Here is a 26,256-nt window from a genome sequence, read left to right as displayed (position 1 = left end):
CCACACATCGCATTGCACCATCCTCTTACCCTCACCCATTCAAACTGGAGACCCCTTCATCATGTCAACCCCGTCCCTGTCCGCGCAACGTGACACTGCCGTGGCCGAAGCAATTGCCGCAATGAAAGCCGAGCTCGCGCCCGCCGGCGAGACGCGCCCGGCGCTCGCCGCGGTGCTCGATCAGGTCAAGTCGCTCGCGGCGCACCGCGAGTTGTGGCAGGAAGCGGACTTCCCGCCGCCCAGCGACGGCGAGCTTCAGGCGCGCTACCTGATTCACGAAGACGCCGACCAGACCTACGCGCTGTATCTGAATGTCATGCGTCCCGGCAAGAAGATCACCCCGCATAACCACACGACATGGGCCTGCATAGCGGCGGTCGATGGCGTCGAACACAATTTCCTTTATCGGCGCACCGACGACGGCAAGACCCCGGGCGTAGGCGCGGTCGAAGTGACGGACACCATCGTCGTCGAGCCCGGTCACGGCATCGCGCTCGCCTCGGACGACATTCACGCCGTCGAAATCAAGGGCGAGACACCGATCCGCCACCTGCACATGTATGGCCGCGCGCTGGAAACGCTGACCGAGCGCATCACGTTCGACCTGGAAAACGGCACGTATCAGGTGATGAAAATCGGCGTGAAAACGCGCCGCTAACGCGACAACCACTCCCGAATCCTGCACGGCGCCTTTGCGACGCCGTGTCCAGCACAGGTCCGCCCACGTGGGGCCGGGACCGCGGCACCGTTTTGCCCAGCAATCGGTGGGGATTCGCTCAACCCTACGAAACGGCAACGCTTTCGACATGACCTCATCGCTCCCTTCGTTTATCGACGCCGTCGCGCTCAAGCGCTGGCTGCGTGACGGCGCCGAGATCGCGCTTATCGACGTGCGCGAGCACGGCCAGTATGGCGAGGCGCATCTCTTCCACGGCGTGCCGCTGCCCTATAGCCGGCTCGAACTCGAGATCGGACGGCTCGTTCCCCGCCGCGGCGCGCGCATCGTGCTCTACGACACCGATGCGACCATCGCGGTCGATGCAGCGGCCCGGCTCGCCGAGCTCGGCTATATGGACCTTCATGTACTCGAGGACGGGACCCAGGGCTGGCAACGTGCGGGCCATACGCTGTTCGCCGGCGTGAACGTGCCGTCGAAGACGTTCGGCGAGTTGGTCGAGCACGCGTATCACACCCCGCATATCACGGCGCGCGAACTTGCCGCAAAGCGCGAACGCGGCGAGCCCGTTGTGATCCTCGACGGCCGCACGCTCGGTGAATACCAGAAGATGACGATCCCGTCGTCGATCTGCTGCCCCAATGGCGAGCTTGGCTATCGCATCCGCGAGCTCGTCCCCGACGCGACGACGCCGATCGTCATCAACTGCGCGGGGCGCACACGCAGCATCATCGGCGCGCAAACGCTCATCAACCTCGGCATTGCTAACCCTGTGATGGCGCTCGCGAACGGCACGCAAGGCTGGTACCTCGAAGACCTGCCGCTCGAGCACGGCAGCGCGCGCCGCTATCCTGAAACGATGCCTCCTGACGCGCTCGCGCCGATGCGAGAATCCAGCCGGGCATTGGCCGAGCGCTTCGCGGTCCCGTTGGTGGACGCAGCCACGTTCGCGCATTGGGCGCAAGATGCGGCCCGCACGCTCTACCTGTGCGACGTGCGCACACCGGAAGAATTCGCGTCCGGTTCGTTGCCGGGCGCGCAGCACACGCCGGGCGGGCAGCTAGTACAAGCCACGGATCAGTACGTCGGCGTCCGTCATGCGCGCGTCGTGCTGTTCGACAGCGACGGCGTGCGCGCGCCGATCGTCGCCAGCTGGCTGCGGCAGCTGGGCCACGACGCGTACGTGCTGTCCGACGCGTTCGCGAGCGGCGTGTCGCTGCCTGTTCTGCCCGCGGCGGTGCGCTCGACGCTGACCGAAATTGACGCAGCGGAGCTTGCCGAAGCTCTGGCGACGCAACGCATGCGAGTAGTCGATCTGCGGCCGAGCATGAGTTATCGCAGCGCCCATGTGCCGGGCTCGCAATGGGCGATCCGCCCGCGTCTGCCCGATCTGCCCGCGGGCCAGGACATCGCTCTCATCGCGGATGAGCGTGGTCTCGCCGAGCTGTTCGTCGCAGACTGGCGGCGACGCTGGCCACAGGACACACGCCGTTTCGTGCTGCTCGCGGGTGGGCTTGGCGTATGGACATCGGCCGGACACAGCGTGAGCAGCACGCCCGACGCGCCGTCCGACGAAGCCTGCATCGACTACCTGTTCTTCGTGCATGATCGTCACGACGGCAACAAGGCAGCGGCGCGCCAGTATCTCGCGTGGGAAACCGGCCTGCTCGCCCAGCTCGACGCCGATGAGCACGGCACGTTTCGAATCGGCGCAGCAGCCGTGAAAAAGTAAGCGCAGGGTGTGCGGGCGATACCCGCACATCAGGCAACGACGAACCTGCCGGCGAACGGCACCTGCTTCAAGGCTCCTATTCACATGCCCTACGATTCGCACGCTCCACGCCTTGCCACCCGTCTCGTCAAAGGCGGCACGTCCACGGTCGTCGACGGTGGCCGTGCAGTCAACCCGCCCGTCGTCCGGGCGTCGACAGCGCTCTTCGAGACGATGGCCGACCTGAACGATGCGCGTAGCCGGCGTAGCACCGAGCGCTTGTTCACGTACGGCGCTCGCGGCAATCCAACCGGCTTCGCCCTCGAAGATGTTGTGTCGGGACTCGAAGGAGGCTATCGGACGCGACTCTTCCCCACCGGTCTCGCGGCGATAGCGATGGTGTTCCTCGCCTATCTTCGTCCCGGCGACCACGTGCTGATTTCCGATTGTGTCTATCAGCCGCTGCGCCACTTCGCCCGTACGTTCCTCGAGCCGTGGGGTATCGATATCACGTATGTCCGGGCGGACGGCTCGGATGTCGCGAGCCGCATGACGCCCCGCACGAAGCTCGTCTACGTCGAGTGTCCGGGCTCGCTGCTCTACGAACTGTGCGATCTGCCCGCGCTCGCCGAACTGGCGCATCGCCACGGCGCGCTGCTGGCTGCGGACAATACATGGGGCTCGGGCGTGCAATATCAGCCGCTCATGCTGGGTGCCGACATCTCCGTCATGGCCGCGACCAAATACCTGAGCGGCCATTCGGATGTGATGATGGGCACCGTCACAACGACTGAGGCGGCCTGGCAGCCCCTCGCGACAATGAGCGATGCGCAGGGTGTCGCCGTCAGCGCCGACGATGCGTACCTTGTGCTGCGCGGCACGCGCACGCTAGGTGCCCGGCTCGCGCTGCACGAGCAGCATGCGCTCGACGTTGCACACTGGCTCACTACGCAGCCCGCCGTAGCGCGCGTCTTCTGTCCTGCGCTGCCGGAACATCCGGGCCACGCGCTATGGCAGCGAGACTGCACCGGCACCAACGGACTGATCTCATTCGAACTTTCGCAAGTGTCGGCAGAAGCGGCCGACCGCTTCGTCGATGGGCTCTCTCTGTTTGGGATCGGCGCGTCATGGGGCGGGTTCGAAAGCCTCGCGACGGTCGTCAACGTCGCGAGCGCCAGGACGTGCGAGGACTGGCGGACCGCTGGGCCGATCGTGCGTCTGCATGTGGGGCTCGAAGACCCGCGTGATCTCATCGAGGATCTCGCGCATAGCCTCGGCGCGATAGAAAGAAACGGTTAGTAGGCGGAACTGGCCCGACACTCACCACCTCGGCATGTCGTTACATCGAAAGACCAACTGCGGTCGGGATTGACAACGCTGGAACGCGCTCGTGCATTGCCTTGCGCAACGCCCGAACGAGCGGCTGGGAAGGATACCGGCTTTGATACACAGGCAGGACGATGCCACCAATTCGTTGCATCGACGGGTTGAATCCGCAATCCGAAAGATGCCAGACATACTCCGCCATAGCGCGTGACATTCAATGGGCGTACTCGGCACCCGCGCGCGCCCACGTCTCCAGCGACCGCTTGAGCGTGGACGGTCGGCAGAACCAATCGCCAATCAAATGGTGCCCAGAGCGACCCATCCGGCTCAGGCTGTCATTCCTCCATCCACGGACAGCGTGGTGCCAGTGACGTAGGCCGAACTCCCCGATAACAGATAAACGACTGCCTTGGCCATCTCCTCCGGCCGACCGATCCTGCGCATCGGAATCATGTCGTCGAGCAGATGCACGTCACCGCCCGTCACACGCATATAGTTGGGCGTCTCCGTAGCGCCCGGACAGATTGCGTTGACGCGGATATTCCGGTCCGCGTACTCCCTGGCGACCGCACGCGTCAGACCGACCACGGCGTGCTTGGCCGCCACATAGTGTGCGATCCCGTTCATGCCGCGTAAGCCGAAAATAGATGCGTTGTTCACGATCGCACCGCCACCCGAGCGCAGCATGGCCTCGACCTGATACTTGACGCCGTAGTAGACGCCCTTGAAATTCAGATCGATGACCCACTCTGCCTCATCGACCGGTGTTGCATCGATCGGCTTGAAATCGGCGTGGCCTCCCGCGTTGTTGAATGCGAAATCGAGACGGTCGAACCGCTTCTCGACAAACTCCACGAGCGCCTGCTGATCCTCGCGTCGCGCCGCATCCATGACCTTGAACTCGGCCCGTCCACCGACTGCTGCGATCTCACGCCTTACGGCGATCAGTTTGTCTTCGCTACGACCGGCGAGCACCACGGTCGCCCCTGCTTCGGCAAGCGCCAGTGCGGCCGCGCGCCCCATTCCCGAACCACCGCCTGTCACCAGGCCGACCTGCCCCTTCATCAACATAGATTTCCTTGCAATATCACTCGCTCACGGTTGCGCGTTCCACCTGCATTTCAGATAACTACGCACGGCCCGAATACGCCGCCCGCAGACAGGCCACGCCTGCGCGGGCGACACATGTTTCAACTCACTCAGGCACTGGTAGCCGAAGACAGGCGCCCCGGGCTCCGGGCAAACAGACAGTAGGTGAGCGCGGAGACCACAAAGGTCACGATCGACGAGAACGAACTGTATGGAGTAGACAGGTTCATAACGAACATCCCGGCCGCCACACCGACCAGCCACGCAGCCAGACCACCGACATTGAAGGCCGGCACACGTTCGAGAGCGGCGTCGATCTCGCTATCGCTGGACGATTCGGACCGCTCCGACAAGATATGAGCGAGCGCGACGGCTACCCATGCCACCACGAATACGCCCTGATAGGCCAATGCCTGCAAGAGCTTCTCGAAAACGCCAGCCAGCATCAGCCCATACACCACCGCGCCAACCAGGATCGTCCACGCAAATTTCGGTAGTTTCAGGCCCGCGGCCTTTTCAAACAGGGCCTGCACATTGACGGTCGCCAAATAATAGTTGGCGGTATTGATACGCGTTTGGGTGACCACCAGGAATGCGAATCCCCACCAGCCCATCAACTTCAGAATTGCCAGAACGACAGAGATTTCGGACAAGGTACCCGCATCATGAATGGTGCTGACCAGGTAGACACCCGCCAGACCATTGATGCCGAAGATCACTGTCCAGAAAGGCGCACCAAAGTTGAAGCGGCTGTGATACTCAATATCCCGCTTCTCGCCGAAACGCGCAAAGTCGAAGGCGGCCATCATGAACACCCATACGCCCATGTAATACACAAAGCAGTTCCACCAGCCGCTCGCCGAAATGCCGCTCCGTGGCGGCCCGAAGTGGAGCCATGCGTCGCTGTAGCCGAAAGTACGGGTAGCCAGCACGATAGCCGCGATCATGCCGACCAGGTAAAACGGAAGCAACACGCCGTTCAGCTTGTCGAGCCACTTCTGCACGCTACCGAATACGAGCGGCACGCTATAGATCACCACGAGCAACGAGGCAAGCGGATACGAGATCGAGGGCACCAGGCTGTGCAGCGCCACAGCAATCACCGAACTCTCGAAGACCGCGTAGTAGATCACCGTCGCCGCAAACACCAGTGTTGCCAGAGCCGCCCCCGCACTGCCGAACAACAGACGTGAAAACAAGGATACTGACAAACCGGTCCGCAGCGCATAGCGAGTGAGCACGTAGTTCACTGCGGAATACATCAGCACCGAAAGCGCCATGCCGATCGCGGCGTTCGCGGTACCGTAGTAAAGCGCGAGTGTGGCACCAATGATCAGGTACACCATCGCGCTGCACAGCGCCCACCACGCCATGGTGAGCGCGAACCTGGGCATACGCGCCTGCTCTGGCAGGCGAACAGTCGACACATCCAGTTCGGCATTGCCGACCGGGTCAATCGCTCCAGCCATCACTATCTCCTATTCGGTCTTTGATGGATCTATTATTTAGACATACGAACTGATGTAATGAATACAACCCCAAGGGGCCCGTGCGATATTGTTGCTGTTTCAGTTCACGCGGCTGCGGTAACACGTCAGCATCCCAAGGAAGGCGCAAGGTCGCCCAAGGGTTCCGGTCTTACGCAGCCGGATTGATCAGAACACGTGGTGGATACCGATGTCGACACCGACAGTCGTGCCGGGCGGCGCGTACAGCGAACTCGGCGTGTTGCCGCCATCGCCGATCTCAAGGCCGAGGTTCTGGCTGCCTTTGTTGTTGACCACGCCAACCTGCGCATACAGCCCAGTGGCCTTCGACAGGCTGTAGTTGACCCCGAGCGCACCCATCAGCGATTTGCTGGACGTATCGTTGCGGTTGACCATGTACCAGACGCCGCCATTCAGGTCGATCATGGGGGTAGCCTGATAGTCGAGACCACCGTTCCACACGTCGTTGTTGATTCCGCTTCCAGCCATCTTGTAGTTCGTAAACGAGCCCTTGGCCGTCGCCGAGCCAAACGTATAGCTGGCGCCGAGGGTGCGGCCGATCATGCCCAGCGTCGAGGGCAACGGCGATACCGAGGGCCCCTCATTCCCGTTGTAGTAGGCTGCAAATACACCGAGGCCGCTCCAGTGGTACGAAAGGTTGGCCGAATACACGCGCCCCGCCTGGAAGTCCCCCGCCACCCCGCCCAGCGCATACATCAGACTGCCTTGAAATCCCGCCAGAACCGGACTCGTGTAGGTCACCGCATTGGCGCTGAAGACGCCCGTGACGACCGTATTGTTGATGAACGGCACGAGGGAGCTACCCAGTTGCGACATATTGCGCGGATCGAGCGCGTATACCGCATCGAAGAACGGTGAATACTGCAGACCAGCTCGCACGGTACCGAAGTTGCCTCGCAGACCGACCCAAGCCTGACGCCCGAAAAAGTTGCCGTTCGAATCGTTGAAACCACCGTTGGCGATGTTGATGCCGCTTTCCAGTTTGAACTCGGCATGCAAACCGCCGCCGAGCTCCTCATCGCCCTTCAGGCCAAATAGCGATGGCATCTGGCCACTGTCGGTAAAACCGAAGAATTTGCCGCCATTGCCGCCCGTGGCATCCCGGGTCTTGCTCAGATACAGCAAGCCGGCGTCCACGATACCGTACAGCGTCACACTACTCTGCGCTTGCGCCGCGACGGCGAAGCACAGGGCCGAACCGGCCAGCGCTGTTTTCACAAGCTTCTTTTGCATATTCAACCTTTGTCTCCGTGTTTCATATAGATCTAAAAACTGCGCGCGTATGGCTGCCCCACCTTTAGCGCGTGGCGGCCGACGTTTCGACCTGTAGATCGCGACGCAGCACGACAGGCGCACCCCCATGCAACTTCTTGTTGACCCACGCCGATAATGCGGAGTCCATATAGTCCGCATGCCCCGGGAACCAGTCGATCAGCGCCTGAGCTAGTCGCCTGACGTCCGATAATCCCACTTCGCCGACCGCCGCCAATGCATTCACCTGCTGCACCGCATCGAGCACCTTTTGATGCTCGTCGAGATGACACTCCATGGCCGGGAAGTCGGTCTTCTTCATCCACTCGTGCTCGGTTGCGAAGTGAGACAGCAGATGTGCCTGCACAGCCTGCAGGCAGACCAATGCAGTCTGCTGGGTGCATCCCCGCAACGCCATGACGACTTCGACGAATTCCTCATGAGCGTCGTCGATCGGCGCGTGACCGAGCAGCATCGCACTGCTCCATTCAAGCTTGTCGGCTGCGATGCGCGGCATATGCTGCGCATGGTGTGGACGGTGTTCGGCCTGTTGACTCATCGTTTGCGTTCCCACTTCATTCCTCCTGCCGAGCGCTACTTGCACTCAGCGCCAATCAGGATCGCGGCCATCACGGCCGGCTGCCCGCTGCTATTTCGCCACGCATGACGGGTACCGTTCTGGATCACGATATCGCCCGCTTTCAGGTGGCGTATCTGCCCATCGTCGAGTTCGAGCGTCAGTTCGCCGGCCAGGATGATGTCGTAGTCCACCGAGGTGGTGCGATGGAAGCCCGAGCCATCGGGCTCGAAACATTCAGCCAGCCCCGGCAGATTCGCCGCGTACTCGGCACCCGCAGCAGCCGGATCGAAATCTGGCGTGGTAATCACGCTGTCGGGCGGAAATTGCACGATCATGAAGCGCGTGCCGTGCGGGTCGGGAATCACTGAGTCCAGGCTGACCACAGGATCGCCGCCGGCAGGCGGCAGCGACGCGACACCCTGAAGGGTCGCCCACACCTGCGTGGTCTCGAAACCTGGGACCGCTGCATAGGCATGCCGCATTTCCGCCTGACCATCTGAGAGGAATACTGACTTACCGTCCTTCTCGCCGGTCACGATACGTCTCACCATGTTGTTCTCCTTGATCTCCGCGGAATGGGTTATTGGCAGACCACGACATTGACAAAACCGCCAGCGCGCTTTTCCGCATCCGACAATGCTTCATTGGCCTGATCAAGCGGGTAGCGGTGGTGCTCAAACATCTCGAGATCGAGCGTGCCGGCCGCGATCATGTTCGCGAGATCCTGCCCCTCCCCCACCGTGAACCAAACCGAGCCGATGAGGCTAATTGCCGAGCACATCATCTCGTGCATATTGATCGGCAACGGATCCGTCATCGAACCGATCTCGACCAGTTTTCCGCCGCGACGCAACGTGCCGATCGCGTCGCGCGTGACCTGGTGCGGCGAGCCCGGCCCGATGGCGTCGATCACGACATCGACACCCATGCCGTCCGTTTCCCGGTGAGCCCATTCGGCCATCGATCCTGTTCCATAGGAGAACGTACGGATGCGACGGGGATCGAGCGCCTGAAGACGTGCCAGCAGCGCTTCGTTGCGCGCCACACACAGAACGCGGGTCGCCCCCATGGCACGCGCAATCTGCGTGGCGCCAAGTCCCAGCGTGCCGGTTGCCCCGACGATCAGCACCGTGCTTCCCGCACGGACACCGCCCTTGCGCAAACCGGCATACGCTGTGCCGAGGTAACCAAATCGCGCAGCCGTCTCAAAGCTCACAGCCTCGGGCAGCTTGACCAAGCCATCGACGGGCGCCGTCGCGTACTCGCAAAAGCCACCATACGGATATTGCTCGTAGATCTTTTTCGATTTCGGACCAAAGCCGAAGTAGCCCTGGAACGTATACGCCTCGCAATTGGTCGGCTCTCCAACACGGCATGCATGGCACGAACCGCACGAACGTCCCGGATTGATATAGACGCGGTCGCCCGGCGTCAGTCCCGTCACAGCACTGCCGACCTCCGCCACGACACCTGCAGTGTCCAGGCCATAGATTGCCGGCAGGTCCGGCACCGTGAGATAGGCGCGGTCGCCGTAATGGCTCATCACGTTGCGCAGATTCGGCACCACCCCGGACGCTTTCACCTGAACCAGCACATCGGTCGGGCGCAGCAGCGTGGGGCGGGGAATCGTGTCAAGGACAAAACGTCCGCTTGCGTCATGAACGCGCATGGCGCGCATGGATTGGGTCGTGCTCATCGGGTGTCTCCTGTTGTTGATTGGGGTAAATCCTCATCGGTGCAGGGGGCTCCGACCCGCTCAAAGTCTTCACATGCCCTCGGGATAAACCCCGAAGCCACTTGTGCCCCCCGCTTGCCAAAGAACCTCTCCGCATCGCTACCAACGCCGTCCAGCAAGGCTTTTCGGCGTACCGCCTGACTACTATCAATATATTTCTCATTGAACATGCCTCGCACATTGATTGAACACAAATTGACTGTCAATTAATTTTTTCGTAGTCTTCGCCACAGCCTCGAACATGAACCGCCTCAGCGGACTTGTTCAGCTGTCCGGAAACAGGCGCTCATCGCCAGCTACGAAGCGCCGCCCAATCGATAAAAGTCAGGAGAAACACGTCATGAGCGATACGCCCATCGTCCGCCGTCGCAGCAGCGGCCCGCGTCTGAACGACATCAGCGATTCACGCGTCAACGACGCGAAGGTCCAAAGTCAGTACCAGCCCTACAAGGACGCCGCCTGGGGTTTCGTCAACCACTGGTATCCGGCACTGTTCAGCAACGAACTCGCCGAGGATGCCGTCGAAGGCATCCAGATCTGCGGCATCCCCATCGTTCTGCGCCGTGTCGACGGCAAGATCTATGCACTGAAGGACCAGTGCGTGCACCGCGGCGTGCGTATGTCGGCCAAACCGATGTGTCTGACCAAGGACACCATCAGCTGCTGGTATCACGGCTTCACGTTCGACCTCAAGGAAGGCAAGCTCACGACGATCGCTGGCAATCCCGACGACAAGCTGATCGGCACCACCGGTGTGACGACCTACCCGATTGAAGAAGTGGCCGGCATGATCTTCGTGTTCGTGCGCGAAGACGACTTCCCGCTCGAAGATGTGCCGCCGCTCTCCGAAGACCTGCCGATCCGCTTTCCGGACAACGACGAGCGCTTCCCGCACCCACTGTGGCCGTCGGCCCCGAGTCTGCTCGACAAGGACGTGGTCGTGCGCGGCATGCACCGCACCGGCTTCGCCAACTGGCGTATCGCTTGCGAGAACGGCTTCGACAACGCCCACATCCTCGTCCACAAGGACAACGCGATCATTCACGCCAAGGACTGGGTGCTGCCGCTCGGCATCGTGCCGACCGCGGACGATTGCATTGCCACCGTCGAGGACGAGAACGGACCGAAGGGTCTCGTGCAGTGGCTGTTCACCGAGAAGTGGAGCCCCGTACTCAAGAACGAGAAGGTCGGCCTCGAGATCGACAATCCGGTGGCCCGTCCGTACCGCACCTCGGTGTTCCTGCCGGGCGTGCTGATGGTTGAGAACTGGCCGGAAGAGCATGTCGTGCAGTACGAGTGGTACGTGCCGATCACCGACGACACCTACGAATACTGGGAAGTGCTGGTGCGCGTGTGCCCGACCGAAAAGGAGCGCAAGGCGTTCGACTACCGCTTCGAACATTTTTTCAAGCCGCTGTGCCTGCACGGCTTCAACGACTGCGACCTGTATGCGCGCGAAGCCATGCACGACTTTTACGCCGACGGAACGGGTTGGGATAACGAACAGCTGGTATCCACTGATGTTTCACCGATCACGTGGCGCAAGGTGGCCTCACGCTGGAACCGCGGCATCGCCAAGCCGGGCCGTGGTGTCGACGGCGCGATCAAGGCGGGCAGCATCCGCATGAAGCGCACTGCCGAAGGCAAGGCGCCGGCCTACTTCGTCGAAAAGATCGAAGAAGAGAATTAATTCAGCTTGTATTGAGGTATCCGTATGTCATCCATTAATCATGTCACTCTGAAGTTCCGCGACGGAAAGGAGACATCGGTTGCCGTGCAGCAGGGCGAGAGCGTGCTCGATGCCGCGCTCGCCGCCGGAGCTCCGGTCCTCCACCAGTGTCGTTCGGGCTCGTGCTCGAGCTGCACGGGTCACCTGTTGGAGGGCCGGGCCGGCATGCGCGCCGGTGCGAGCTCGACCTTGCTGAAGAGCGAGTTCGACGCCGGCGAGCGCCTGTTGTGCCTGACCGAACCCCAAACCGACTGCACGTTCTCGCTCAACTACGAGAGCGATGTCGGCGCGACCGGCGCCGTCAAGGCGCATGCCTTCGTCGATAGCATCGAGAAGATCGCCACCAATGTCGTGCGCGTCACCCTCGAACTTGCCGAAGGCGCGTGGCTCGACTTCCGTCCAGGCCAGTTCATTCAGGTTCGCGTGCCGGGCACCGACGTGACACGCAGCTACTCGCCGTCCAGCACCTCGGCCGATATGCCGAAAATCGAACTGATGGTGCGCCTGCTCGAGGACGGCGTGATGTCGTCATGGCTCGAGAACGAGGCACAACCCAACGACCTGCTCGAAATAGAAGGCCCGTTCGGCAACTTCTATCTGCGCGAAAAAGTGCCGGTGCCGCACATCATGGTGGCCGGCGGCACCGGCCTCGCGCCGATCCTCTCGATGATCGACACGATCCGCCGCAAGCCTGGACGCAAACCACCCGTACTCCTAAGTTTTGGTTGTGCGACACCCGACCAGTTGTTCGGCATCGACGATATCGAGCTGCGCAAGCATTGGCTGCCCCAGCTCGATGCGCGCATTTCGGTGGACCGCGGTGATGGCGACGAATACCTGATCGGCAATCCAGTCGATGCGCTGCGCGTCGACGACGTGCTGCATGCCGATGCCGTCGCCTATCTGTGCGGGCCACCGCGGATGATCGAAGCTGCCACGCACCGGCTCACCGAGCTCGGCCTGCGACCGGAAAACATTTACGCCGAACAGTTTTCGCCGTCGAACTGACCGCGATCCCGACTCCTGAGACAAGCCGTGCTGACAACGACACCATTACCCTTCTCCGCCGAACAGCAGACCTGGTACGAGCGTGCCTGCGCAAAGCTCGATCCGCGTCGCCTGCAACAGCTGCTCTATGAACTGACCAATATCCACAGTCCGACCGGCGCGGCTCGCGAGGCCAGCGAATTCATGGCGCGCCATCTTGGCAATATCGGCATGAACGCCAGCTACCGCCGCATGAACGAGCGCACTGGCAACGTGGTCGGCGAAAAGCGTGGCAGCGGCGGCGGCGCCTCGCTGATGCTGTATGCACCGATCGATACACACCTTGAAGGCGACGAGAGCGATAGTCCCTGGGTCGGGCCAACCGACCCGGTCGATCTGAAACCAAGTGCGCGCATGGACGGCGACTGGGTGTTCGGACTTGGCGCGTCGAATCCGAAGGGCATGATCGCCACACTGACCGAGGTGGCGAACGCGCTGATCGAAGCCGATGTGCCGCTGACGGGCGACCTGCTGGTCGCGATGGCCGACGGCGGAATGCCAGTCGACGTGGCAGCGCGCGACCAGGCGGGCATGTCGTCCGGTGTCACGCATCTGCTGAGCCGCGGTGTGGCGCCGGACTTCGCAATCGTGATGAAGCCGTGGAACTGGGTTTATCACGAGGAGCCAGGCATGGGCTGGTTCAAGGTCAAGGTCAAGGGTACGCTGGGCTATGCCGGTGTGCCGCGCGGCACACCGGGCTTTCGCAGCTCGGTGGTGCCGGCCGCGCAGGTCGTTCTTGAACTTGAGCAGTGGCTGATCGAGTACGCCGAACGCAATACCTCGGGCGTAGTCAAGCCACATGGCTGGATCGCGGGTGTCCAGGGCGGCTGGCCCGAACGGCCGGCCTTCCCGTCTGCAGTCACGGAAATTTTCTTCGATGTGCGTATCAATCCGCGCACGAGCCCGGGTGAGGTCAAGGCACAGTTCGCAGCGTTCATGGGGGGACTGCAGGCGCGCCACCCCGACTTCGATCTGGACTGGGAAATGTACGGCTCGGTACCGGGCGGCACCACCTCGACCGACAACTGGATCATCCAGTCGGCGCGACGCGGCTGGGAGCACATCGAACAGCGCACGCATCCCACGCCCGACTATCTGGGCGGCCAGACCGACGGCGCGGCGCTGCGGCGCTTCGGCATCCCGACCGCGCGGATCGGCTGGCCGTGGCCCGCCGAAGGTTCGCCCGAGCCGCTCGCCGAAGGCCTGGGCGGTATGGGCGCGACCTATATCCCCGACCTGATGCCGTGTGCCCGGAAGATCATGTACGCGGTGATCGACACGCTGACCCGTCCGCGCGCGGAACTCGGCCTTTAAACCTTCAGTCCGGAGTGTCATGTGTTCATGTCAAATTCTGATCTGCCTTTTCTGGACATCGGCACACTCGCGCAGATGATTCGCACGCGCGACGTTTCACCCGTCGAAGTCACACGAACCATGCTCGAACGCATCGAGCGTCTCGACCAGAAGCTGCACAGCTATGCGTTCGTGATGCGCGAACAGGCGCTGGCCGACGCCAGAGAAGCCGAGCGCAAAGTCTTGGCGGGCCACGCGGTCGGCCCGCTGCACGGCGTACCGCTTGGCATCAAGGATCTGTTCTGGGTGGCAGGCGCGCCCACCGCAGCAGGCACCACCATTCATAAAGACTTCGTCCCGACCGAGGACGCGACTGTCGTCCGGCGGCTGCGCGAAGCCGGCACCGTCGTACTGGGCAAACTGCAGATGACCGAGGGTGCCTTTGCTACGCACCACCCGAGCGTCGCGGAACCGGTCAACCCGTGGGGGGCGAACCACTGGGCCGGCGCCTCGTCGAGCGGCTCGGGCGTGGCCACGGCCGCCGGCCTCTGCTACGGCGCGCTCGGCACCGATACCGGCGGTTCGATCCGTTTTCCCTCGGCCGCCAACGGCCTGACCGGCATCAAACCGACGTGGGGACGAGTCAGCCGCCATGGCGCCTTCGAACTGGGTGCCAGCCTTGATCACGTCGGACCCATAGCGCGCAATGCCGCCGATGCCGCGCTGATACTCGGCGTGATCGCGGGCTACGATCCGCTCGACCCGACCTCGTTGCCGCAAGAGCGCCTTGGGTGGTCCGAGCACACCGGGGACCTACACGGCCTGCGTATCGGCATCGATCCGAACTGGAATACCGATGGCACCGACGCAGTAATCGTCGAGGCGCTCGAGCGCGTGCTCAAGGTGCTTCAGGATCTCGGCGCCGCGATACGCGAGGTGCGCTTCCCGGCGGTGCGTACGGTGGTCGACGAATGGCAGGAAGACTGCGGCGTACAGGTCGCGCTCGCGCATGCCGACACCTTTCCGCGCCTGGCCTCAGAGTACGGTCCGGCATTGACCCGCCTGATCGAGATTGGACACGAGACCAGCGCCGCGCGCTATCAGCAGGTCCAGTTGAATCGTGCAGCGCTGCGCGGCAGGGTCAACAAGGTGATGAGCGAGATCGATCTGCTGGTCGCACCCGTGCAGCCGTTTGCGGCGCCGACGCACGAGCGACTAGGGGCGCTGGCGCAGGACCCCGATCTCAATGCACGCCTGATCCAGTTCACCGCGCCGTTCAATTCGACGGGACACCCGAGCATGGCGCTGCCGTGCGGCCAGACCTCCACAGGCATGCCGATCGGTTTCCAGTTCATCGCGCAACACGGCGGCGAAGCCGCGCTCTGCCGCGCAGGCATGGCGTTTCAGCGCGCCACCCAGTGGCACAACGCCCATCCGCGCATCTGAACCACAGCCGGAGGACTCGGTGCCGCAGACAACGCGCGTCAGTCCTCCGCTGCCTTGCGAGTCTTGCGAGCAGGTTTGGGTTTGGGTGCCGTTTCGATGATCTGCGGCGTGATGGTTGCTGAATCGCGCGCCGCCTCTTCGTAAATACCCGTGAGCAGCGACATGAAGCGCGCGCCTTTTTCGAACTTCTCCTCGACATCGGCAATTTCCTCGAGGCGCTTGACGAGGATCTCCTGGCGAACCTTGTAGTACTCGTCGGTCAGCTTCACGCCCAGTTCGCTCGCCACGTACGAGTACGTTTTGCCGTTGTTGTCCTTGTGCTTTTCGATCAGACCAGCCGATTCCAGCTTTCTGAGGCTGTACTGGATGTTGGGGATGTCGTCCCGGTTCATCAGGCGCGCGATCGTCGCACTGTTCTTGGGCCGCTCCTGCATGCGGATGACGTGCAGGATGACGTGCTCCTGATACTTGATGTCGACGTCTGCCGCGATCGTGATCATGCCCGTCGTTAGCACGAAGCGGGAAAACGCCTCGTAAAAGCGTATCAGCGACCATTCGAATTCGGTTGCCTGGTACTCCATGTCCGACTTTGCGAGATGCCACCCGCGATAGAATTTTGGTTCCATTCCTCGACCCGAATAACGACACGCCCCACCTGCTCCGCCCCCCAATATCCGTTGGATATGGCTTTCACCTCATCAGCAATGTTTGGGAGAACGGGAACCGTTCGGCGATATTAAATCGATCATCCACTGATTTGCGATCGATAGTTTATCAATCATTCGGTCTCGGGGGCGCTTTCAGCAACAATCGCGTATCCCATCAGGTCCGGGCTCATTCGTCGCGAGCCGAGTGGGTGTTTTGCGGGGCGCTGCGCGGGAGTTGCCACCGGTATGGCGGGGTTGGAAGCCATGGTGTTTGCCCTCCCTCGTTGGGGGCACGAAGGTGTCAAGGCACCGGCGACTGCTTCACTCTCTGAGACCGGTCAGTGCGAGTACGAAGTTCCGTTTGACCGCTGTGGGTCGGTTTCGGGCGACCGCGTCGGGCAGTGACCGGCCAATGCGCGTCGTTCGACGCTCTGCCAGTCTGGTTCCGCCAGCTTCCCTGAGCGGTCACTCACGGATCGGCGCCGACATCGGAGGTGTGTCGGCCAAATCAAAGCAGACGCCCTCCGCGATTTCCGCGGCGGATCACCGCGAGCGGATCTGACAAATTCACTCACTCGGCACTGGGAAAACGTCGCTGATGCGACGGGCGTCGCTTATCGTGGCCATGCGACCGACCATCTGCGGATGGCGAAGGGATTCAGCGGGCGAGTGCAGCACGGCGAGTTCGCCGGCTCGCCATCCCGACTCTGCTACAAGCATTCCTGCGCTTGCTCAGGTAACCGGCACGAACTCTCCTTCGGCGAAGAACCACTCCGACATCGTCCGTGCCAGTTCGAGCACGACCTCCGCGTCGGTCCGGCCGGAGGACGCGCGCACGTGGAACGAATGATCTGCGTCGTCCACCACATGCAGCGTGGCGCGTGGCCCCAGCGTCTCGACGACCGACCGCAGCAGGGGAAGCTCGGCCAGCTTGTCGCGTGTGCCCTGCAGGAAGAGCATCGGCACCGTGACGTCCGCCAGGTGCCGTGCCCGCTCCACGCCGGGCGCGCCCGCCGGGTGCAGCGGGAACGCGACGAAAGCGAGGCCACGCACGCTGTCGAGCGGGGAGATGGCTTGAGCCTGGGAGGTCATGCGGCCGCCGAACGACCTGCCGCCCGCGAAGAGTGGCAGGGCTGGCAGCCGCCGGCGGGCCTCTGCGACGGCCGCCTGGACGGCAGCATGTGCCACGGCCGGCGAGTCCACCCGCTTGGAGCCCCGCTCCATGTACGGAAACTGGTAGCGCAATGTGGCGACATTGGCCGCCGCAAGCGCGTCGGCCAATGACGACATGCCGGCATGCTGCATGCCCGCCCCGGCACCGTGCGCGAAGACATACAGGGCTCGCGCGTCCTCCGGCACTCGGAGGAGCGCAGAGACCTTAGTGCCGTCGGGCAGTGCTAGGGAAAGCGATTCTGGGTCGTCCATCGTATTCAGGTCGTGTCGTTGTGGCCATTGCGCCGATTCTGCATCAATGAGGCATCTGGGAGCGTTTGTGGCGGCGTCCGGCAAGGCATTGCGCACGCGCAGTTTGCCGGCCGATCCATGGAGCGCGCGCCCATCGTGAACGGCGCCGCAGCCGCGATGTGTCGGTTGACGACCGCAAGCCCGACGGCGTAATTGCACGCCTGCATCATTGTCAGCGATGCTGTTACGACACTGCAATCGGCGTCAAAGGAGGTTCTCGAAGGGCAGTTCATTTAGCTGCCTCTCTGGAAGAGCATGTCCGGCTGCAGAAAGTTATGGGTTCGGCCAATACCTGACGCTCACCCGCGTAAATTCAGGAGTTACTGACCGACTGCTGTACTACAGGAACCCACCCTTCAGTGTGAGCCCAAATCATCGATTGCCGCGAAGCCTGTCACGATCCATACCGGGATAGCGACTTGCCTTCCCCACCAGGCAGCGTACGCAGAAACTACCAATATTCTCAACGCGGCGGGGACCATCATGATCACGGCAACGCGACAGGGCGAGCCATATTGTGTCCAACTGAGTAACGGGCGCAGTCTTGTGCTCTCGGATACGCAAAAGGACGGCAAAGGTGGGAGCGCGGGCATGCGACCGCACGAACTGCTGGAGAGCTCGCTTGCGGCGTGCATACGCATGTCTATCGACATGGCTACCGAACGCGCGGGTGCCACACTTCCCGCCGTCACAGTACGAGTGACCATTGACCGGCAAGATCACGAAACAGGATTTGACGTGTCACTGCACTTCGCGACAGCACCGTCCCCGGCACACGAGGCACTGGCTCGTGAGGCGGTGCGAACATCGCCCGTTGCGCGGACGCTGGGCAAGCCTATAGCGATTCGTCCAGCCGCAATCGTCACCACCTGATCGGGGGAATTTATTATGGACGAACAAACCATCGAAGCCTACTCGACTGGCGCCGGCCGATTTGCGGCTGAGTGGCACGACCAACCGCCACCGACTGACATGTACGCGCTGTTGCAGCGCTACTTCACCCCAGGCGGCAAAACTGCAGACATCGGTTCCGGTGCTGGCCGCGACGTTGCGTGGCTAAACAATCATGGCTTTCCTGCCGTTGGGTACGACGCCGCCGAGGGATTACTTGCGCAAGCTGCGACCGAGTTTCCGTCACTGGTTTTCAGGCGCGCAGCGCTTCCCGAGCTGGACTCTATCGGCAGAGAAACGTACGACAACGTGCTGTGCGAAACGGTCGTCATGCATTTGCCGCCGGATGAGGTTACCCAGGCCTGTGCACGTCTGTTCGAAATTCTCAGGCCGGCGGGGACGCTATATCTGAGCTGGCGAGTCGCAGAATCGGTTTCCACCCGCGATGCTGCTGGCCGACTCTACGCTGAGTTCGACGCCGCGCGGGTCAGGGAAGGCCTTGGCGATGCAGATCTTTTGCTCGATGCCGAAGCGGTCAACCTGTCTTCTGGCAGACGTGTGCATCGACTTATCGCACGGCGCCGGTAATTGATGTTGCCCGGCATCCATGCTGAATACCCGAAGTCGAACCGGGAGCGGTCATCGCCGATGGCCTACGCCGAAGGTCGCTTACGGGTCGACATGCGCCCGCCGCCTCGCTCGTCAACGGTCATCCGTTGGAACTTGCCTGCGGAGCGCAGCTATGTCGCTAAGGGATTAGCGATACAGCTGCGTTTTTTCAACAAAACTGCGCTTGTGTCGACGAATGTCTCGCTACGGCGCACTCCGGTCGCAGGATCGCGGGCTGCATGTAGATCGGGTGCGACTGACCTTGCGGTGGCTCAATCGTCCGGTTCCGCTTTCTCTTGAGGGGAAGCATGTTGTGCTTCCCATTCACGGCGGGTCCTCGACAACTCCTCGGCGAGCAGCTGTTCATCCGGAAGCACCGTGTGGTATTCGGCCGCAAGTATCTTGTTCGGCAGTCCATCGAGGGCGTAGCGCGCAATTGCTGCGTTGGTCCGCGCGCACAGGACCAGGCCTACCGGTGGATTCTCATCGGGTAGCGTCCAGTGCTCTTTCGCGTAGTTGCAATACATGTGCATCTGGCCCACATCGGCGTGGTTCAGCTCGGTCAGTTTGAGATCGATGATCACCAGGCAACGCAACCGCCGGTGGAAAAACAGCAGGTCGACCCGAAACCAGCTGTCGCCGATGCGCAGTCTTCGCTGGCGCCCGACAAAGGCAAAGTCGCCGCCCAGCTCCAGCAGAAAATCCTCGAGCCGATGGATGAGCGCGTCCTCGAGATCGCTTTCGGAGTACTCGTCTTTCAGGTCGAGGAACTCGAGCACGTAAGGATCCTTGAGAGCCGCCTCGGGCGTGACCGTGTCCTCGGGTGTCGCGACGGATCCTTTCTCAAGCATGGCACGCTTGTTCTTCGACAGCAGCGTACGCGTGTAGAACTGGCTGTCCATCTGCCGGCTGAGCTGCCGCACACTCCAGCCACCGCGCAAGGCTTCGGCTTCGTAGAATTCCCGCTCTTCGGGTGAGCGTGTCCGCCGCATCAGGCGAACATAGTGCGTCCAGGACAGGGGAAAGCGGGTAGCCAGCCCGGCAAGCGAAAAATGCCGAATCGGTGATTCGGTTTTTGTCCGCGAGACCCGGCTCCCCGATTCCCGAACCGCTGGTTCGGCAATCTCCGCGGACGGATAGGTCTGGTAGAACAGCCGCATCAGTTCCAGGTTGTCCTTCCCGAAGCCACGTCCAAACTGCCGGGTCAGGTCGACCGACAGGTGCTCAAGCAGCGCCTGTCCGTACGCGGCCCGCTCTGCCCCGCCCTGCTCGGACTCGACAATCCGGCGACCGATCAGCCAGTACGTCGCCGTCATCAGGGCATTGACGCTGCGCGCGGCGCTCCGTCGCGCTTCCTGGAGGAGCGCAACCACGTCACTGAGCGTCGCGCTGTAGTTGCCGTCAGGCGAAATCACATCCGTCATCATGCTCTCATTGGGTAGTACACGCGGAGCCGGGCGTTGCCGCGATCTCATCCTGAAGTGCAGCACCGTTTGCAGTCACGATTGTCTCCGCGCTGCGGAGACAATCTGTCAGGCGCGCCGGGCTACCAGCGCAGCCAGCATTCATTCAAGACTCTCAACGACCAGAAGCCGGGAAACCGCCGTTCAGCCAGGGAGCGCGAGCGGACCGCACGCGGCTGGTCGATGCGGCTCTTTCAGGACGATGCGCCGGCTTCGACCCGGGTCTTCGTCACGCCCCGTTCACCGCGTCCCTGAACGCCTTGCCCACGGTGAACTTCACGGTCTTCGCGGCCGGGATCTGGATTGCGGCGCCGGTCGCCGGGTTACGGCCGGTACGCGCAGCCCGCTCGCCCGCCGAGAACGAACCGAAGCCGACCAGCTACACCGAATCGCCCTGCGTGAGTGCGCCCGCGATGATCTCGAACACCGCGTTGACCAGCTCACCGGCCGCAGCCTTGCTGTCACCGCTGCCCGCGGCCACCGCCTCGACGAGCTCCTGCCTGTTCACAGAGCGCCCCTGCTGCGGAATCAAACCGGCACCGTACCGCATCGACGGCGCCGCTGGCAATCCCGGCCACGCGCAGAGGTGTCCCGCCCCAACACACGCGCGGCCGCTCACAAAAGCAAAGTTGGGTCTAACGTGGCGCATCGCGAAACTTCTCGCTCAGGCACACCGGGAAAGGTTCTGGTGGCAATTTAGGCCCAACTTTACTTGCGTGAGCGGAGACATTCCAATTTTACAGGTTTGCGAACTTCTTCAACCCTGATAACCCGGATTGTAACGCCTTGCCGATGGCGGTCTAAAGCACAGTGCCGCACTGCTCGTTACGACCTGCATAGACCTTTAAATCACGAAATGCTGCTCAAGAATTAAGCGCCCACTGGCGACCGGGTGTCGCACTGCACACACGGGTAAAACCCTTTATAGTGCCTGGGTTTGGGTCGCCCCTCTTTTTGCAGTGAGGTCCAGATCGCCAGGCGCGATCGGACCCCGTGTGCGGCCTTGCCGGTTGCTGACAGCCATGGCGCCGAAGTGATTCGGCCCCCTGTCAGTTTCGCCGTTTCTGCCTACACCTCGAAAGGAAGTCCCTGTGAAATACATTCACCGCATCGCCGCATCTGCTGCCCTCGTCGTTGTCGCTTTCGCTGCTGTCACATTCGCCCAGATCAAGTTCGCGCCCCAGTCCGTAGACAACAACCCGCTTGCACAGATCGTCCTCAACGTCGAATCGCAACTGAACGGCTGATCCCCGCCGTCAAAGACAGGCGTCGTCGTCCTCGGCGCTCTCGCGCCAGTCGCCACCCATCCCGCGGCACCGCGCGCACTGCTGGCAGGCAGTGCCAAACTCATGTTTGAGCGTTTCCAATCCCTCGTCGCACGCGGGATTGCTGCACGGAATAAACGTCTGCATTTCTCTCCCCTGAGCGTGGACCAGGGCCTCTCACCACACTCCGTAGAACACCCCAGCATTCTTGTACTGATGTGTGCCGCGTTCGACGTCGTCATGCGTTACGGTGGTGCGATTGCGCAGGCCGAGGGACCAGTGCAGCAGGCGCTCGCGCATGGATTGCCGCACGTTGTCGAACGCAGGGTCGGTGCCGAGGTCGACAAATTCGTCGGGATCGTTGCCCAGATCAAAAAGCTGCGGTGCGAAGCCGTCCCAGTGAATGTATTTCCACGCGTCGGTGCGCACCATCCAGCCGCGGCAAGCGTCGGGGCTGCGGCCGAGGATCTGGCGCGCCTGCCGATAGGCGTAATCCAGTTCGGAGTAGACCGCGTCTCGCCAGGGCGCTTGCGTTCCGGCGTTGCGCGTAAGCGCAAGCAGCGAGCGACCTTCAATACGGTGATCGGGAACCCTCATGCCCAGCGCGTCCAGCAGGGTCGGCACGGTGTCGATGGCCTCGACGAAGCGTGCGTCGCTGTGGCCGCGCGTGGCGTCGGCTTCGGGTGACGGATCGTAGACGATGTACGGCACGCGCTGCACGGTGTCGTAGAACAATTCCTTCTCGCCAAGCCAGTGATCGCCGAGGAAGTCGCCATGGTCGGCGGTGAAGACGATGAGCGTGTCCTTCCACCGTCCAAGCTTGTCCAGCGTTTCCCACAGTCGTCCGAGATGATCGTCGAGTTGGCTTATCAGGCCCTGGTAGGCGGGCCGCACCTTGGCGATGACCTCGTCGCGCATGAAATTGGCGCATTCCTCCTGCTGGAAGTACGCGCTCGTTACAGGATGCGGCGCCTCGCGCTCACTCGCAGCGCGTCGCACCGGCAGGCATTGATCGAGTGTGTATTTGTTGTGGTACGGCGCGGGCGCCATGTATGGCCAGTGTGGCTTGACATACGAAAGGTGCATCGCCCACGGCGTATCGCCCTGGCGTTCGATGAAACGTATCGCCTGGTCGGTGGTATAGGCGGTTTCGGAGTCGGCTTCACACACACGCGCGGGCAGGTGTGCATTGCGCATGTGCCAGCCGCTAACTATGCCGCCCTGTTCGTCTTCGGCCGAAATCACAAAGTCTGTCCATGGATCGTCGCTAGCGTAGCCGTGCCGGCGAAGGTATTCGGCGTAGCCACCGGCCGGTTCGGCGTGGTGGCCATCGTAGCGGTCCACCAGATCGAAATGGCCCTCGCGAAGCAATGCGCCAAGTGCATTGCCGCCGTCCAGGTGCAGGCGCTTCAGGCTGTGGTTGTCCGGCATCATGTGCGTCTTGCCAACCAGCGCGAGCTTCATGTCGCGCCCGGCAAGGTATTCACCTAGCGTGATTTCGTCGATCGACAGTGGCACTCGGTTCCACGTCGCGCCATGGCTGGCGACGTAGCGCCCTGTGTAGAACGACATTCGCGACGGACCGCACACACCTGACTGTACAAACGCACGCTCGAATTTCACGCCACGCCGGGCGAGACCGTCGATATTGGGCGTGGCCAGATAGGGGTGCCCATAGCACGACAGGTGATCCGCCCGCAGCTGGTCACACATCACGAAAAGCACATTGCGGATCGACGGCATCTTAGGTGTCCGAATTGAATGTAGAGATGCCGCTCAGCGCGACGACGTACCATTGCTGGTGCCGAGCTGTACGCCGGTCGTGCGGCGCGTCAGGTCGGGCATTGGCCACAACGCGACGAGACCGACGAGCATCGCGGCGGTCACGAAGTAGGCCGGCATCATCTTGTCGCCTGTCGAGCTGATCAACCAGGTGACGAGAAACGGCGAGAAGCCGCCGAACAGTGTGGTGGCCACGTTGTAGGAAATCGACAGGCCTGTAGCGCGCACCTGCGCGGGGAACAGTTCGGCCAGCGCGGTCGACGCAGGGCCCAGCGCCGCGGCCATCAGCACTGCGAACACGACCTCTGCCCCGAGCAGTCTCGGCAGGCTCGGCGCGGCGACGAGCCAAAGGAACAGGGGGTAGATGGTCAGCACGTACAGTGCCATCGAGGCGCCCATCACCGGTTTGCGCCCGACGTGATCAGACAGCAGCCCGAACAGCGGAATCAGGATCATGCGCAGCGTGCCGGTGACCATCAACACGATGAACGGTGCTGACACCGGCAGCTTCAGCTCGCTCACCGCATACACCGGCAGGTAGACATTGAGTACGTACTGGGCCACAGAACTCGCGACAACCAGTCCGAACGCAATCCACAGCGCCGCCTGGTGCTCGCGCCAGACCGTCGCGAGCGTTGAGGCAGCCTTGCGAGGCGCGGCGGCGTGTGCGTCTTCGTCAGCGACCTGGTGGGCCGGCACCACCTCGTGCAGCCGGGTGCGGATATAGAAGCCCACCGGACCGATCAGCATGCCGAACAGGAACGGCAGACGCCAACCCCATGCATCCAGGGCGCTGGCGCTCAGCCCGCGCGTGATCAGGGCGCCCATCAGCGCGGCCGTCACCGCAGCGACGAACTGGCCGAAGTTCTGCCAGCTTCCGTAAAAGCCGCGCCGGTGAGGCGGCGCGTATTCGATCAGCATCGAAGTGGCACTGCCGAACTCGCCACCGGCCGACAGCCCCTGCAGCAGTCGAGCCAGTACCACGATGATCGGCGCGGCGATTCCGATGGTCGCGTATCCGGGCGTGAGCGCCATCATTGCCGAGGAGACCGTCATCAGCAGGATTACCAGCGAGAGCGCGGCTTTGCGCCCGACACGGTCGGCGTAGACGCCCAGCAGGATGCCGCCGATCGGTCGCATCAGGAACGCACTGCCGAATGTCGCGGTAGTCAGCAGCATCGATACCGTCGGGTTCGACGAAGGGAAGAACTGTCGAGCGATGATCACCGACAGGAAGCCGAAGACGATGAAGTCATACCACTCGAATGCGTTGCCGATGGTGGCGGCGACGATCGCACGGCGGTTGGCGGCGGGCATGGTCGGCATGGCGGAATCCTCCTGGCGGCGGCCGGGCTCCTGGGCGGGCGGCTGCCATGTCTCGTGTCTGTGTTGTTGTCGCTGCCATGCGGGTGCTTCTGGCTGTCCGGGTGGCATGCGAAGAGGATTGTGTGGATTTACATCGTAACCGTCCAATGAGATATTGCCTTCAAACCATAAAATAAAGGTTATGAGTCGATGGCTTCCGCAACCTCGGGCGCACCTCCCGGCGTTTCGCTCGAACGCAGTGCAATCGAAAGCTATTTTTCCCGCCAGTTGAAGCTGCGGCACCTGCAGTTGCTCGTGGCGCTTGCCGATCGCCAGACAGTCGGCAAGGTAGCTGACGCGCTGCACGTGACGCAGCCGGCCGTCTCGAAGATGCTCAACGAGATGGAAAAGGGTATCGGCGTGCCGCTGTTCGAGCGCGATGGCCGGCGCATCCGGCCCACAGCCTACGGCGAGTGCCTGATTCGCCATGCGCGCGAACTATTGCTGTACGCACAGCGCGCCAGTGAGGAACTGCACGCGATGACCAGCGGCATCGACGGCCGCGTCGAGGTTGGCGTGCTGTCGGTGGCCGCGCCGATCCTGATACCGGCGGCCGTCGCGCTGTTCAAGCAGCGCTCGCCGACGGCTACGGTGTGTCTGCAAGAAGGCACGCTCGATCAACTCGTGCCGGCGCTGCGCGCGGGCCAGCTCGATATGATCGTGGGGCGCCTCGCGCGGGGACTGGCCGCGCCGGAATTCACGAGCGAGCCGTTGTTCGACGACCCGACGGTCATCGTCGTGGCGCGTACGCACCCGCTGGCGTCGCGTAAGCGTATCAAGTGGGCCGACCTGGCCGGGTTGGCGTGGATCGTGCCGAGCGCCGGCGCGCCGATGCACCGGCATCTGCTGTCGGTGCTGGAGACGCACGGTGTGGATACGCCGATCAACACTATCGAGTCGGTGGTGATCGACGCCAACGTGGGCATGCTGCAGTCGTATCCGGTGCTGGGCCTGCTGCCGCGCTCGCTGGCGCGGCATCACGAGGAGGGCGGCGCGCTGAAGATCCTGCCATTGAGCCTGGGTGCCGCACTCGGCCCGGTCAGCACCACATGGCGCGCGGATGCCGACGCCACGCCGGCCAGTGCACTGTTTCGCGCCTGCCTTAGTGAAGCGGCAAAGACAGTGCGGATTTAAGGCAATCGCGCGTCCCGTACGCGGCCTGATTGCGCTTGGGGCGAGGCGTACCGCGATGTTCGCCCGCCCGGCCGACTGCGAGTTTCCCAGCCGACTTCGGTCAGGGCTTCGCATTGTTCGGCGTGGTGCTCCCAGCCGCAGCGAAGCGGCTTTGCACAGCGACGAGTTGGTCGTCAGTGGTCGCTACCAGCCACAGGCGTGCTTGCTCCACGATGTGGCGGTTATGGTCCTTCAACGAGCCCATC

At 62.5% G+C, this 26,256-nt stretch carries 22 protein-coding genes and 1 pseudogene; 11 read left to right on the top strand and 12 right to left on the bottom strand.

All coding sequences use genetic code 11. From position 1 onward, the window contains the following. The first annotated feature begins 61 nt into the window (after positions 1 to 61). From JMY28_RS34110 to metC, 3 genes are all read left to right on the top strand, one after another. Positions 62 to 658, top strand: coding sequence for a cysteine dioxygenase family protein (locus tag JMY28_RS34110; RefSeq protein ID WP_201700295.1), 597 nt, complete (start codon positions 62 to 64; stop codon positions 656 to 658). Between the two features lie 148 nt (positions 659 to 806). Then, the gene (locus JMY28_RS34105) at positions 807 to 2,408 is read left to right on the top strand and encodes a rhodanese-like domain-containing protein (protein ID WP_201700294.1); all 1,602 of its coding nucleotides are present in this window, start codon (positions 807 to 809) and stop codon (positions 2,406 to 2,408) included. Between the two features lie 84 nt (positions 2,409 to 2,492). Beyond that, the gene (metC, locus tag JMY28_RS34100; protein WP_201700293.1) at positions 2,493 to 3,686 is read left to right on the top strand and encodes a cystathionine beta-lyase; all 1,194 of its coding nucleotides are present in this window, start codon (positions 2,493 to 2,495) and stop codon (positions 3,684 to 3,686) included. Positions 3,687 to 4,040: 354 nt separating this feature from the next. On the opposite strand, the gene JMY28_RS34095 is transcribed toward metC, so the two are convergent. From JMY28_RS34095 to JMY28_RS34070, 6 genes are all read right to left on the bottom strand, one after another. Further along, a complete protein-coding gene (locus JMY28_RS34095) occupies positions 4,041 to 4,778 on the bottom strand; it encodes an SDR family NAD(P)-dependent oxidoreductase (protein WP_236597174.1) in 738 nt (245 codons plus the stop codon). Between the two features lie 134 nt (positions 4,779 to 4,912). Next, entirely contained in the window at positions 4,913 to 6,271 is a 1,359-nt protein-coding gene (locus JMY28_RS34090) for a purine-cytosine permease family protein (RefSeq protein ID WP_201700291.1), read from the bottom strand. Between the two features lie 186 nt (positions 6,272 to 6,457). Continuing rightward, on the bottom strand, positions 6,458 to 7,543 hold the full coding sequence (locus JMY28_RS34085) for a porin (protein ID WP_201700290.1): 1,086 nt from the start codon (positions 7,541 to 7,543) through the stop codon (positions 6,458 to 6,460). A gap of 64 nt (positions 7,544 to 7,607) precedes the next feature. Further along, complete coding sequence (locus JMY28_RS34080; RefSeq protein WP_236597173.1) at positions 7,608 to 8,165, bottom strand: bacteriohemerythrin; 558 nt, start codon at positions 8,163 to 8,165, stop codon at positions 7,608 to 7,610. Further along, on the bottom strand, positions 8,156 to 8,692 hold the full coding sequence (locus tag JMY28_RS34075) for a cupin domain-containing protein (RefSeq protein ID WP_201700289.1): 537 nt from the start codon (positions 8,690 to 8,692) through the stop codon (positions 8,156 to 8,158). Before JMY28_RS34075 ends, JMY28_RS34080 begins: the two co-directional genes overlap by 10 nt. A gap of 29 nt (positions 8,693 to 8,721) precedes the next feature. Next, on the bottom strand, positions 8,722 to 9,837 hold the full coding sequence (locus JMY28_RS34070) for an alcohol dehydrogenase catalytic domain-containing protein (RefSeq protein ID WP_201700288.1): 1,116 nt from the start codon (positions 9,835 to 9,837) through the stop codon (positions 8,722 to 8,724). 379 nt (positions 9,838 to 10,216) lie between these two features. On the opposite strand from JMY28_RS34070, the gene JMY28_RS34065 reads away from it, so the two are divergent. From JMY28_RS34065 to JMY28_RS34050, 4 genes are read left to right on the top strand one after another with little or no spacing between them, the layout of a single operon-like run. Further along, complete coding sequence (locus JMY28_RS34065) at positions 10,217 to 11,566, top strand: Rieske 2Fe-2S domain-containing protein (protein WP_201700287.1); 1,350 nt, start codon at positions 10,217 to 10,219, stop codon at positions 11,564 to 11,566. Positions 11,567 to 11,590: 24 nt separating this feature from the next. Then, positions 11,591 to 12,613, top strand: coding sequence for an FAD-binding oxidoreductase (locus JMY28_RS34060; protein WP_201700286.1), 1,023 nt, complete (start codon positions 11,591 to 11,593; stop codon positions 12,611 to 12,613). A 27-nt stretch (positions 12,614 to 12,640) separates the two neighbouring features. Further along, positions 12,641 to 13,966: a M20 family metallopeptidase gene (locus JMY28_RS34055; RefSeq protein WP_201700285.1), complete on the top strand. Its 1,326-nt coding sequence runs from the start codon at positions 12,641 to 12,643 to the stop codon at positions 13,964 to 13,966. A 27-nt stretch (positions 13,967 to 13,993) separates the two neighbouring features. After that, positions 13,994 to 15,391 carry an amidase gene (locus JMY28_RS34050; RefSeq protein ID WP_201700284.1) on the top strand — a complete coding sequence of 466 codons (1,398 nt, stop codon included), beginning with the start codon at positions 13,994 to 13,996 and terminating at the stop codon, positions 15,389 to 15,391. A gap of 38 nt (positions 15,392 to 15,429) precedes the next feature. On the opposite strand, the gene JMY28_RS34045 is transcribed toward JMY28_RS34050, so the two are convergent. Further along, entirely contained in the window at positions 15,430 to 16,017 is a 588-nt protein-coding gene (locus tag JMY28_RS34045) for a winged helix DNA-binding protein (RefSeq protein WP_201700283.1), read from the bottom strand. Positions 16,018 to 16,770: 753 nt separating this feature from the next. After that, the gene (locus JMY28_RS34040) at positions 16,771 to 17,463 is read right to left on the bottom strand and encodes an alpha/beta hydrolase family protein (RefSeq protein WP_201700282.1); all 693 of its coding nucleotides are present in this window, start codon (positions 17,461 to 17,463) and stop codon (positions 16,771 to 16,773) included. A 522-nt stretch (positions 17,464 to 17,985) separates the two neighbouring features. Between JMY28_RS34040 and JMY28_RS39175 the strand changes: the two genes are divergently transcribed. Further along, entirely contained in the window at positions 17,986 to 18,375 is a 390-nt protein-coding gene (locus JMY28_RS39175; RefSeq protein WP_201700281.1) for an OsmC family protein, read from the top strand. A 15-nt stretch (positions 18,376 to 18,390) separates the two neighbouring features. After that, a complete protein-coding gene (locus JMY28_RS34030; protein WP_201700280.1) occupies positions 18,391 to 18,981 on the top strand; it encodes a class I SAM-dependent methyltransferase in 591 nt (196 codons plus the stop codon). Between the two features lie 293 nt (positions 18,982 to 19,274). On the opposite strand, the gene JMY28_RS34025 is transcribed toward JMY28_RS34030, so the two are convergent. After that, the gene (locus JMY28_RS34025; RefSeq protein WP_201700370.1) at positions 19,275 to 20,426 is read right to left on the bottom strand and encodes a PDDEXK nuclease domain-containing protein; all 1,152 of its coding nucleotides are present in this window, start codon (positions 20,424 to 20,426) and stop codon (positions 19,275 to 19,277) included. 268 nt (positions 20,427 to 20,694) lie between these two features. Next, positions 20,695 to 20,973 (bottom strand): annotated as a pseudogene (locus JMY28_RS34020) (HU family DNA-binding protein). A 583-nt stretch (positions 20,974 to 21,556) separates the two neighbouring features. Here JMY28_RS34020 and JMY28_RS34015 point away from each other — a divergent pair. After that, positions 21,557 to 21,712, top strand: coding sequence for a hypothetical protein (locus JMY28_RS34015; RefSeq protein ID WP_201700279.1), 156 nt, complete (start codon positions 21,557 to 21,559; stop codon positions 21,710 to 21,712). A 195-nt stretch (positions 21,713 to 21,907) separates the two neighbouring features. Here JMY28_RS34015 and JMY28_RS34010 read toward each other — a convergent pair whose 3' ends face one another. Continuing rightward, a complete protein-coding gene (locus JMY28_RS34010; RefSeq protein WP_201700278.1) occupies positions 21,908 to 23,473 on the bottom strand; it encodes a sulfatase-like hydrolase/transferase in 1,566 nt (521 codons plus the stop codon). A 33-nt stretch (positions 23,474 to 23,506) separates the two neighbouring features. Next, positions 23,507 to 24,838 (bottom strand): MFS transporter, encoded by a 1,332-nt coding sequence (locus tag JMY28_RS34005; RefSeq protein WP_201700277.1) that lies wholly within the window; start codon positions 24,836 to 24,838, stop codon positions 23,507 to 23,509. Positions 24,839 to 25,027: 189 nt separating this feature from the next. Here JMY28_RS34005 and JMY28_RS34000 point away from each other — a divergent pair, with 189 nt between their 5' ends. After that, positions 25,028 to 26,011: a LysR substrate-binding domain-containing protein gene (locus JMY28_RS34000; protein WP_201700276.1), complete on the top strand. Its 984-nt coding sequence runs from the start codon at positions 25,028 to 25,030 to the stop codon at positions 26,009 to 26,011. The last annotated feature ends 245 nt before the right edge of the window (positions 26,012 to 26,256 follow it).

Source organism: Paraburkholderia hiiakae, from assembly GCF_904848665.1.
Classification (GTDB): domain Bacteria; phylum Pseudomonadota; class Gammaproteobacteria; order Burkholderiales; family Burkholderiaceae; genus Paraburkholderia; species Paraburkholderia hiiakae.
The sequence above is the reverse complement of the archived record's forward strand: the minus strand, read 5'-3'. Positions and strand labels throughout refer to the sequence as shown.